The 11,217-nt window shown below is 67.2% G+C and carries 9 protein-coding genes; 2 read left to right on the top strand and 7 right to left on the bottom strand.

The window, feature by feature from the left end; genetic code table 11:
• Positions 1-3 precede the first annotated feature (3 nt).
• Together K0P03_RS30015 and K0P03_RS30010 are read left to right on the top strand one after the other, a co-directional pair.
• Positions 4-1,326 carry a YeaH/YhbH family protein gene (locus K0P03_RS30015; RefSeq protein WP_023513230.1) on the top strand — a complete coding sequence of 441 codons (1,323 nt, stop codon included), beginning with the start codon at positions 4-6 and terminating at the stop codon, positions 1,324-1,326.
• Between the two features lie 13 nt (positions 1,327-1,339).
• On the top strand, positions 1,340-2,881 hold the full coding sequence (locus K0P03_RS30010) for a SpoVR family protein (protein WP_272791514.1): 1,542 nt from the start codon (positions 1,340-1,342) through the stop codon (positions 2,879-2,881).
• Between the two features lie 37 nt (positions 2,882-2,918).
• On the opposite strand, the gene K0P03_RS30005 is transcribed toward K0P03_RS30010, so the two are convergent.
• From K0P03_RS30005 to K0P03_RS29975, 7 genes are read right to left on the bottom strand one after another with little or no spacing between them, the layout of a single operon-like run.
• Positions 2,919-5,303: a polysaccharide biosynthesis tyrosine autokinase gene (locus K0P03_RS30005; RefSeq protein ID WP_272791513.1), complete on the bottom strand. Its 2,385-nt coding sequence runs from the start codon at positions 5,301-5,303 to the stop codon at positions 2,919-2,921.
• Between the two features lie 59 nt (positions 5,304-5,362).
• Entirely contained in the window at positions 5,363-6,268 is a 906-nt protein-coding gene (locus tag K0P03_RS30000) for a UTP--glucose-1-phosphate uridylyltransferase (protein ID WP_272791512.1), read from the bottom strand.
• Between the two features lie 4 nt (positions 6,269-6,272).
• Positions 6,273-7,304 (bottom strand): glycosyltransferase family 2 protein, encoded by a 1,032-nt coding sequence (locus tag K0P03_RS29995; RefSeq protein ID WP_272791511.1) that lies wholly within the window; start codon positions 7,302-7,304, stop codon positions 6,273-6,275.
• Positions 7,301-8,230 (bottom strand): glycosyltransferase, encoded by a 930-nt coding sequence (locus tag K0P03_RS29990; RefSeq protein ID WP_272791510.1) that lies wholly within the window; start codon positions 8,228-8,230, stop codon positions 7,301-7,303. Before K0P03_RS29990 ends, K0P03_RS29995 begins: the two co-directional genes overlap by 4 nt.
• Positions 8,227-9,225 (bottom strand): glycosyltransferase family 2 protein, encoded by a 999-nt coding sequence (locus K0P03_RS29985; RefSeq protein ID WP_272791509.1) that lies wholly within the window; start codon positions 9,223-9,225, stop codon positions 8,227-8,229. Before K0P03_RS29985 ends, K0P03_RS29990 begins: the two co-directional genes overlap by 4 nt.
• A complete protein-coding gene (locus K0P03_RS29980) occupies positions 9,215-10,417 on the bottom strand; it encodes a glycosyl transferase family 1 (RefSeq protein ID WP_272791508.1) in 1,203 nt (400 codons plus the stop codon). The genes K0P03_RS29985 and K0P03_RS29980 overlap by 11 nt, the downstream gene beginning before the upstream one ends.
• Before the next feature lie 14 nt (positions 10,418-10,431).
• Entirely contained in the window at positions 10,432-11,217 is a 786-nt protein-coding gene (locus K0P03_RS29975; RefSeq protein ID WP_272791507.1) for a glycoside hydrolase family 16 protein, read from the bottom strand.

Raw genomic sequence — 11,217 nt, 5'->3', positions numbered from 1 at the left:
CGTATGCCTCATTTCATCGACCGCCGGCTCAATCCCAAGGACCGGAGCCTCGGCAATCGGCAGCGTTTCCTCAAGCGCGTGCATGACGAACTGAAGCGCACGATCCGCGACCAGGTGAAGTCCGACAAGATCGCCGACGTGGACGCGGCCCATGGCGTGCCGATCCCACGGCGCGGCGCGGACGAGCCGAGCTTCCGCCACTCCGGCGTCAGCGGTGAACGCCATCATGTGCTGCCCGGCAACCAGACCTTCTCGCCGGGTGACAAGATCCGCAAGCCCGAGGCGGGCGCCGGTGGCGGGGGCAACGGACGCGGCCCGGGGCGCGGCGAGGCGGCGGACGACTTCCTCTTCATCCTGTCCCGCGAAGAGGTGCTGGACCTCTTCTTCGAAGATCTGGAGCTTCCGGACCTCGTGAAGCTCAACCTCCGGGAAACCGTCACCTACAAGCCGCACCGCGCCGGGCTGACGACGTCAGGCACGCCCACCAACATCAATGTCGGGCGCACCATGCGCAACAGCTTCGGGCGCCGCATGGCGCTGCGCCGCCCGAGCGAACGGGAATGCCGGGTGCTTGCCGACGAGATCGCCGAACTGGAAGCAGAGGAGCGGTTGTCGCTGCCGCAGCGCAACCGGCTCACGCAGCTGCGCCAGGAGCTGGAGGTGCTGGAGCGCCGGCGTCGACGCATCGCCTATGTCGACCCGGTCGACGTGCGGTTCAATCGCTACGAGCGCAAACCGCAGCCCAATGCGAGCGCGGTGATGTTCTGCCTGATGGATGTCTCCGCCTCGATGGGCGAACGCGAGAAGGATCTGGCAAAACGCTTCTTCGTTCTGCTGCATCTCTTCCTCAAGCGCCGCTACGAGCGGATCGACATCGTCTTCATCCGCCACACGGACGAGGCGCACGAGGTGGACGAGGAGACCTTCTTCTTCAGCAAGCAGAGCGGGGGAACGGTCGTCTCCACCGCGCTGGAGGAGATGCAGCGCATCATCATGGACCGCTATCCTTCCAACATCTGGAACATCTACGCCGCACAAGCCTCGGACGGCGACAATGCCAATGGCGATTCCGAGCGTTGCGCCTCGCTGCTGCGCGACGAGCTGATGCGGCTTTGCCAGTATTATGCCTATGTCGAGATCATCGACGAGCGCGAAAGCGAGATTTTCGGCACCACCGACAACGGCACGTCGCTGTGGCGCGCCTATCGCACCGTCGACGGAGCGGTACCGAACTTCCAGATGACGCGCATTTCCCGACCCGCCGACATCTACCCCGTCTTCCGCAAGCTCTTCGCCCGGCATCAACCCCGCGCCGCGCGCGTCTGAGGGGAGCATAGGGATGGCGAAGCGACCGGCCTCTTCCCTGCTGTTCGACGGTTCCGAATGGAACTTCGCGACCCTGTCGCGGGCCTATGACGCGATCGAGACGATCGCCCTCGGCGAAATGGGGCTCGACGTCTACCCGAACCAGATCGAGGTCATCTCATCCGAACAGATGCTGGACGCCTATTCCTCGGTCGGCATGCCGCTGATGTATCAGCACTGGTCCTTCGGCAAACGCTTCGTCTTCGAAAGCCATCTCTACCGCAAGGGCTACCGCGGGCTCGCCTATGAACTCGTCATCAATTCCAATCCCTGCATCACCTATCTCATGGAAGAGAACACCATGCCGATGCAGGCGCTCGTCACCGCCCATGCCTCCTTCGGCCACAACCATTTCTTCAAGAACAACTACCTGTTCCGCCAGTGGACGGATGCGAGCGCCATCCTCGGCTACATGGATTTCGCCAAGAAATACGTCGCCAGATGCGAGGAGCGGCACGGCACGGCGGCGGTGGAGGAGATCCTCGACGCGGCACATGCCCTGATGGACCAGGGCGTCTTCCACTATCGCCGCCCGCCGCGGCTATCCTCGGAGAAGGTGACCGAGCGGGCGCGTGAGCGGCTGGAATACGAGGAACAGACCTATAGCGACCTCTGGCGCACCCTGCCCACCACCAACGGCCATGCCGGCATCGAGGCGGCCGAGCAGGAGGCGCTGGAGCGCAAGCAGGCGCTGAACCTGCCGGAAGAGAACCTGCTCTACTTCCTGGAAAAACACAGCCTGATCCTCGAACCCTGGCAGCGTGAGATCCTGCGCATCGTGCGTGTCATCGCCCAGTATTTCTATCCGCAGGGCCAGACCAAGGTGATGAACGAGGGCTGCGCCACCTTCGTGCACTATTTCATCATCAACCGGCTGTTCGACCAGGGCAGGATGAGCGAGGGCGCGATGCTGGAGCTGCTGGCGAGCCACGCCAATGTGGTGTTCCAGCCGGATTTCGACGATCCGCGCTTTTCGGGTCTCAATCCCTATGCACTCGGTTTTGCGATGATGCAGGACATCGAGCGCATCTGCACCCGGCCGACCGACGAGGACCGGGACTGGTTTCCCACCATCGCCGGCAATGGCGACTGGCGGGCGACATTGCTCGACGCCTGGGAAAACCACCGCGACGAATCCTTCATCCTGCAATATCTCAGCCCGACGCTGATGCGCCACTTCCGCCTGTTCCACCTCACCGACCGTGCCGACGAACGGTTCTGCGAGGTCGCCTCCATCCACGACGAGCGGGGCTACTCCGCCGTGCGCGCCGCACTCGCCCGCAACTACGATCCCGGCGTCAACCGGCCGGACATCCAGGTGGTCGATGTCGACCTCCTGGGCGACCGGCAGCTTCGGCTGCGCCACCGCGTGAAGAGCGGCATCCTGCTGAACGAGACCGACCGTGACGCGACCCTCGCCCATGTGCGCCGGCTGTGGGGCTACAATGTCAGCCTGTCCGGTGTGGATGCGCAGACGGGGGCCTCCCTCTACGAGTGCTCGGCGACGGGAGACTAGCAGTGCGGGCCCGACCTGTCAGGCCAGACCCGCAGCGTCACCCTTGCGTCGGCGCGCTCTTCTGCCGCGCGGGCACCGGCGGGACGGAATCGGTGCAATACTGATCGTAGAGGCTGCGATATTTCTCCGCCGCGCCGAAATCGCTGTAGCGGGGGAGCGCCGTCATGTCCGTCTTGTTGAGCACGACGCCGACGATCTTCGCCTCGATGCGGCTTTCGGCGGCAAGCAGGTCGCGCACCAGCGGCGAGGGGGTCTTGCCCCATTCCACCACGAAGAGGAAGCCGTCGGCCAGCGGCTCGAAGGTCTTCACGTCGACGACAGGGGCGAGCGGCGCGAGATCGACGATGACGTAGTCGAAGGTCTGGCGCAGCTCGTCGAAGAGCCGCTTCATGCCGGCGGAGGCCATCAGCTCGTTGGGGTGGTGGACCTCGCCGCCGCGCATGCGGCCGCCGGCCGGCAGGACGGCAAGCTTGCTGCGGCGGTCGACCTTGATGGCCTGGTTCCAGGCGGCCTGCCCGAGCAGCACCTCAACGAGGCCCGCCTGCGGGGCGGGGTTCAGCATGCCGGTCAGGCTCGGCCGGCGCAGGTCCGCGTCGATCAGCAGCGTGCGCTTGCCACTGGCGGCGAGCAGCGCGGCGAAGTTGATCGCGACGGTGGACTTGCCCTCCTGCGGCAGGGCGGAGACGATGCCGATCACGCGGCTTTCCCGTCCATGCAGCATCATGTCGCTGGCGAGCCGGGCATGACGCAGGGTCTCGGCAAAAGCCGAGCCCGGCGCGTCGAGCACGATGCGCGTCATGCGCTCGAAGGGAATGACGTCGCCTTCGTCCGCACCGCCGTCCTCAGGCCGGGCGGGCTGCGCGCGCTCCTTGCGGGCGCCGACCAGCGGCAGGTATCCGAGCGGGCGCAGTCCCAGCACGGCGCGGATGTCGTTACCGACCCGGAAGGAGCGCTCGCGCATTTCCTGCAGGAAGGTCAGCGCACCGCCGCCCATCAGGCCGAGCACCAGCGACAGGCCTATCGTCAGCGTCCTGCTCGGACTGGAGGCCGCCGTCGGCACGCCGGCGTCGGAAATCACCCGTGCCTTGGCGATGGGGAAGGATTGCTGCTGTGTCGCCTGCTCGTAGCGGGCGAGATAGGCGTCCGACAGCGTCTTCAGCGCCGTGGCCTTCTGTTCCAGTGTGCGCAGCTGCACAGAGGAACGGTTCGCTTCGGCATTGCTGCCGGCGACCTTCTCGATGCTTTCGCGCAGCGAAATCTCCCGCGAGCGGGCGACGTCGTAGTCGTTTCGGTAGCTCGCCGTCAGCTGCTGCAGTTCCTGGTAGATCTGCCGGGCAAGATCTTCCTTCTCGGCCCGGAGTGCCGTCGCCTGGGGATGGTCGGCGCCGAAGGAACGGGTGATCTCCCCCTCGCGCTTGACGACGGCGTTGTAGCGGCCGCGCAGGTCCTGCACGATGGAATTGTCACCCTGCCGCGCCGGGATGGTCGCATTGGCGACCGCCCTTTCCGGCCCCTGCTCGACGATGGCGCGAAACTGGTTGTAGCGGGCGGAAGCGCTTGCCGCATCCGCCTGCGCCACGATGAGCTGGCTGTTGAGGTCGGCAAGCTGCTGCTCCGACATGAGCTCTCCGCGCGCAGCGGTCAGGCCGTTCTCGTTGCGGTAGCGCTCGACCTCCAGCGCGGCTGCCTGCGAGCGCTGCTGGATATCGGCAAGCCGTTCCTGCAGCCAGGCACTGGCCTGTTCGCTGGCATGGACATTGGCGCTGAGCTGCTCGGCAAAGAAGGCCTCGGCATAGGCTTTTGCAATGGTCGCCGAAAGCTGCGGGTCGGGGGAGCGGAAGGACACCGCGACGACGGAGCTGCGCGCGACACGCTCGACGCCGAGGCCCTGCTGCAGCATCGCTGCCGCCTTCTGCCGCCGGCCCTCTGCTTCCGCCTCTGCCGAGGGGGCGGCCCCACCAGAGCCCAGGGAGGCAAGCGACTTGACCCAGCCCTTCGCGAGCGAGACAGGCGATTGCGGCGGGTTGAGGATCGTCTCGTTCTGCGAAAGATCGAGATCATCGACCACGCGCAGCGCCAGCCGGCCCGATTTCAGAATCTCGATGGCGCTCGCAAGGCGCGTGTCCGCCTGCTGGCTGCTTTGCGGCGTGGTCTCGGCCTCCTCGGCATACCGCGACAGGTCGTCGTCGAGCAGGATCTGGGTCATCGCCGTATAGAGCGGCGTCGCGAAAACGAGATAGAGGACACCAAGCGCCAGCGCCACGACGACGGAGAGCGCGATCAGCCGCGCCCGCCGCATGAGGATCGTCATCAGGCGGTTGAGATCGATGAAGCTGTCGGACGTATCCGGCTCCCTGCGGAAAAGACTGCCGTACGGCACGGTGCGGTGGTGCATGGGGCTCCGTTCTGCCTTTCGGCTCATGGGTCGCTGCTTTGCCCTGGGAGGCCCCCGGGCCGGCAAGCCCGGCCCGGGGTCTCGCGTCAGGCGGCACGCACGCCGCCGCCGTGGGCCATGACGAGATCACGCAGGGGCTCGACGAGCGCGCCACCGAGCTCCGGCCGGGCCAGCGCGAAGGCGACATTCGCCTCGATGAAGCCCTGCTTCGAACCGCAATCATAGGTCCGCCCCTCGTAGAGATGGGCATGGAAGGGCTGCGTGGCGGAGAGCTTCAGCATGCTGTCGGTCAACTGGATCTCGTTGCCGGCGCCGCGCTGCTGGCGGGCGAGATGGCCGAACACTTCCGGCTGGAGGATGTAACGCCCGTTGAGGAAGAGATTGGACGGTGCCGTGCCCGGCGCGGGCTTCTCGACCATGTGGGTGACGGCAAAGCCATGGCGCACGCCCAAGCCCCTGCCGACGATGCCGTATTGCGAGGTCTCCTCGGGCGCGCATTGTTCGACGCCAACCACATTGCCGCCGACCTCGCCATAAAGGTCCATCAGGCCGGAAAGGCAGCCGCGCGGGCCGAAGGATACCATGTCCGGCAGGAGCAGCGCGAAGGGTTCGTCGCCGATGAGGTCACGCGCACACCAGACCGCATGGCCAAGGCCGAGCGGGGCCTGCTGGCGGGTGAAGCTCACCGCACCCGCCGCCGGCAGCAGCCGGCCGAGTTCGCTGACCGCGGCGTCCTTGCCGGAGCGCTCCAGCGAGGAGATCAGCTCCGGCGTGTCGTCGAAATGGTCCTCGATGACCTGCTTGTTGCGGCTGGTGACGAAGACGACGTGCTCGATGCCGGCCTCGCGTGCCTCGTCGAGCGCATATTGCACGACCGGGCGATCGACGATGGTCAGCATTTCCTTCGGCATGGCCTTGGTGGCCGGCAGGAAACGGGTGCCGTTGCCGGCAACCGGGATGACGGCCTTGCGGACGGTCTTGGTTCGCTCCATGGCATTATCCTTTGTTCTCAAGCGGCAGATCCTCCGCTGTCGTTGGGGAGAGGTCCGCGCGGGGCGCGGCCGTCCTCGGATGGGCCGACAGCGCCATCAGGCGGCGCCACCGGGCGGCGATCGGCATCGAAAGATGCCGGAGCGCGACGGGATCGCCCAGCGCCACCCTGAGGGCGGGTCCGAGCGAACGGTTCTTCAGATGCTGGATCAGCGCGAGGAAGGACCGCGTTTCCTCGAGGTTGCGCGTGCGCCGGCGCTGGGCGTCCGCGGCCGCGCCGCGAAGCGGGAAACGGGCGAGAAACCGCCGGTCGCCGGCCAGCATCGCATCGACATGGTCAAGGCGCAGCACGCGCGAGATCGAGCCCTCGCGGATGCGGTAGACATAACCCGCCTCGGGCACGACGGCAGAGGTTCCGCCCGCGGCGAGCACGGAGGCGAGCAGGAGATAATCCTCGCCGATGCGCAACGCCTCGTCGAAGGCCAAGTCCTTGTCCTCCAGGAAGGAGCGGCGGAAGACCGGCTTCATGTAGCCGAAATTGTGCGTAGCGTGAAAAATCCGGTTGGCGTCGATGAAGACGGGCAGCGTCAGGGCCAGCATGGCAGCGAGCAGCGCCGGGGCGAACATCCGCTCCCTGCGGCCATCGGCATGCAGCACGTCGAGATTGTCCACGACGACCGCCGCATCCTTCGCCTCGGCCATGGCGATCATGCGGCAAAGGCGATCCGGCTGCAGCGTGTCGTCGGCGTCGAGCACCGCAATCCAGCGGCCTCGCGCGGCCGCAAAACCCGCATTGCGCGCACCACCCGGACCGCGGTTGCGATCGAGCGGCAGAAGTGTCAGCCCCGGCGTGCCGAGCGCGGCGACGGTCGCACGGGTCGCGTCGGAGGAACAATCGTCGACAACGATGATCTCCACCGTCACGCCCTCCTGCGCGGCGGCGCTGCCGATCGCATCGCCGATCGTATCGGCCGCATTGTAGGCGGCGATCACGACGGAGACATCGGGGATGGTATCAGACAGAAGAGTCCCGTTCATCGCGCCGCGGCCTCCAGCTGCCCGTAGGGTTCGATGGCGCGGGCGCCAAAAAGGCCGCCGACCACGCCGGCATGCAGCAGGCCGCGCAGGAGGAAGCGGTTGCGTGGTACCGGCAGGAGGACGAAGGCCGTTGCCGCCGCAAGGCACATGGCGGCTTTCGCGGCGGCCAGCCCCGCGGCGGCGGTCCGACCCGCGCCGCGACCGGCAAGAAGCCGGCCATGGGTCTGGCCCATGCGCAGCCGGCGCTGCGCCAGCCAGGAAAATCGGGCGCGGGCGGGCGGCACCGGCTCGTTGACCCAGGCCTCATCGGCAAAGGCGATGCGCCCGCCGGCGGCGTACACCTGCATGAAGAAGGCGGTGTCCTCGCCGCCACTGCGGCCGAGCGCATGGTCGAACCGGCGGCCGGCGATGGCCGGGGCGGCAAGGCGCAAGAGCACGTTGCAGGTATAGCCGGTGCGGATCTCCCCCTTCACCCAGACGGGGCGGGTGGAATGGAAATCGCCGCGCCGCATCCAGCCGGGGGCGTCCGGCCCATATTGCGCCCTGACCGGGCCGAGGACCACATCCGCGGCGCCCGTCGCCGCCGCGGCAAGCAGGTTTTCAAGCCATTGCGGCTCCACCGTCTCGTCATCGTCGACGAAGGCGAGGAAATCGGCTTCGGCTTCGTCCAGGCAGGCATTGCGGGCGAGCGAAATGTTGCCGGCCGGGCAGTGCACATAGGAAAGCGCCATCGGCAAGCCTGCCCGCGCGGCCTCGACGCGTGCGTGGGCGCTCGGCTCGACATCATTGTCGGCGACGATGATACGCAGTGCAACGCCCGACGGCACCGTCAACGCCACGAGCGAGGCAAGCGTCTCGCCGAGCGCTTTCGCCCGCCGGAAGGTGCAGACTGCGATATCGACACGGAGGGGAGCGGGGGCCGTCATGCGGGCACCCGGTGCTGGCGGAAATCGAGAAGCTCGCGCCAGAAGCCGGCAGACCAGGCGAAATGCATGATCATGGCCGAGACGGCGGCGAGCGGACCATAGGGATTGCGCTGGCCGAGCGCCATCCAGGCGCCATAGCCGAGGCAGGCCGCCGCCCACAGTGCGAAGGGCACGGCGGCGATCCAGGTGATGGCCGCCAGGAACGCCCCGACCGCCACCGGCGCCACCATCAGCGGCAGAAGCTGGCGCAGGCTCGGGCGGGCGCGGTGCTTGAGGAAATTGCGTGCCCGCCCGCGGCCATAACGGAAATATTGCCTGAACAGCGGCCCGGCGCTGGCGCGTGGATAGTAGACCATCGCGGTGCGTGCGGTCATCCAGATCCGGTAGCCGGCAGCCAGCAGGCGATAGTCGTATTCGGCATCCTCGTTGGCGGTGAAGCTCTCGTCATAACCGCCGACCGTGCGGAAGGCGGAAATGCGCATCAGCGCGTGGTGGCCGTGCTCGGCCCAGTGGCTTTCCGCACCGGCGCGATGCTTGGCGCCGCCATTGCCGAGCACCGAGTTCTGCGCGACGGCGGTGGCTTTCTGGAAGGTGCCGAAGCCGACGGTCTGCATGGCGACCACGACGGAATCGGCTCCGGTCGAAAGCGCTTCCTCGAGGAGCACGCGGCAATAGTCCGCGGGATAGGTGCCGTGCGCATCGATGCGGATCAGGTAGTCGTGGTCCATGCCGAAGGTCTCGACGGCAAGATTCACGGCGGCGCTCTGGATACGCTTGGGATTATCGAGGAGAGTGAGGTTCGGCACGCTCGCCGCAAGCCGGGCGGCAATGTCCCGCGTGCCGTCCTTGCTGCCGCCGTCGGCAACGACGAGCGTGGCGTTGAGCTCGGCGAGCGCCGGCTCGAGCTGCCGCACCAGCGGCTCCAGGTAACGCGCCTCGTTGAGGCACGGGATCACGATCAGGCACCGCACGGATGTCACGGGATCAATGGTCATGGCAATCCACCTTGCTTGCGAGAAGGGAAGGAACAGGCGTGGGTTCCGCCGTCGGCGCTTGAAGCGCGGCAAGGCGCTGGACGAGCCCGGCGCAATCGGCCCGGTCATGGATCCAGGGCTTCGGCCCGAGCCTGGCGAGCGCGGCCTGCAGCGTTCGGTAGCCGTCATCGTCGAAGGCGGAGAAACGCGTCACCAGCGTTTCGAGGCGCGCATCGCGCAGGGCAATGCCGATGCCGCGCCGGCCGGCAAGCCGCGCCGTCTCCGTTCCGCCCAGAACGATAGGCACGGCGCCATGGCGGCATCCTTCGTAGAGCCGGTTGGGCAGCAGCCAGGCGGAGTTCAGCCCCTCCTCGAAGAAGTCGATCGCCCAGGCAAGGTCGACCCCGCGATAGATGGTGGCGAGGTCCTCCGGATTGCGGTAGGCGCCTTCGAAACGGATGAAGGGTTCGCGCGCCACGAGGCCGTCGAAATCCTCGAACTCCGACCGGGCGGGGCGGCCGCGCAGAACCACCTCGAACCGGCCTTCCATGCGCCGCGTGAAGGCGGCAAGCAGATCGAGCGACTTGCGGCAACGGATCGCGCCGAACCAGCCGATGCGCCAGGGCTCGCCCGGCGGCTTTTTTGCCCGCAGGCGCAGCTCGTCCGCCGGGCCGTCCAGCTCCAGCACGCGGTTTTCAACGAGATGGACAGGCGCCCTGATGCCGGAAAGCGGCTGGAAATAATGCTCCACAAAGGCTGGCGAGCTGGTGAGGAGGAGACCGGCGTTGCGGGCGAAATGGCGCTCTGCCGCGCGCAGGCCACGGCTCGTCACGCCGCTGCCGGTCAGCAGCCGGTGGATGTCGAGGCATTCATAGGCGACAGGCACAGCGCCGCCGAAGATCGCCTGCGCCCGGCCTGCCAGCGCCAGCATTTCGAGATTGCGCGCGAGGATGACATCTGGCCGCGCCAGCCCAGCCAGCCGGCGGCGCAGCGTGACACCGGCGCGGGCGACGGCGGCAAGGCGCTGGGCGAAGCGGGCGTCCCGGGTCGTGCCGAGCTCCAGGGGAACGACACCCTCCACCGCCGCCAGCCGATTCCCGCCACGCCGGAAGCCGGCCAGCACGACCTCCGCCCCGCCCGCCTGCAGCATCAGCACGCGGCGGCGCACCGCAGGGTCGGAAAGATCGTGAACGAGATAGAGCACGCGAAGCATAGGCCGTGTCCCGGTCAGTTCAGCAGGCAGGCGACGGAGCCGGCGAAGGGACAGGCATCGCCCTCGACGGTGAAGGCGACGCGCTCCACCTCCAGCTTTGTCGGGCCGGCGAAGGCGAAGCGGCCCATCCAGCCGGTCAGCGTGTCGCTGCCCCAGAGCGAGAGGAACACCTTCTGGGCATTCTCCGGCAGCGCCGCCGGGTCGGTCACCTCGTGCACGAGGGCGCCGTTGACATAGTAGCGGAGCCGGTCCTTCTGCCAGACGAAGGCATAGTCGTTGAAGCCGGCATCCGCCGGGCCGGGGAGTGGCACCAGCTTCTCGTTGCCGCCCTTGCCGGCGACATACTGGTTGAGCTGCACGCGCGACGTGTCCTTGCCGAGCACCTCGAAATCGATCTCGTCGTGCTGTTTCTTGTCGGCCGGGCCGATATAGGTGAAGAAGGCCGAGTTGAGGCCGGAGCCGGTCGCCGTCTTCATGCGCACCTCATAGGTGCCGTAGCCGTAGCGCTTGCGGGTCTGCACCTCGCCGCAGGCGTAATTTCGTTCGCCGGCCGGCGCCGCATCGAAGGAGAGCAGCAACTTGCCGTCCCGGACCGCGACCCGGTCCTTCGACCAGGTGCAGTTCTGGTGCGCACCGTTGTTCCAGCCGTCGGAGACGTACCAGAAGCCTGTGTCGAGCGTATCGAACTCCTCGACGAAGGAGGGTCCGCCGGCCCCCTCCTGGGCGGCGAGCGGGGCGGCTGCGGCGAGTGCCGTCAGGAACGCGCCGGTGCGAAGGACGGTGTTCAAGGAAGCGGTCAT

It is taken from the genome of Shinella sp. HY16, assembly GCF_028534175.1.
Taxonomy (GTDB): domain Bacteria; phylum Pseudomonadota; class Alphaproteobacteria; order Rhizobiales; family Rhizobiaceae; genus Shinella.
The sequence above is the reverse complement of the archived record's forward strand: the minus strand, read 5'-3'. Positions and strand labels throughout refer to the sequence as shown.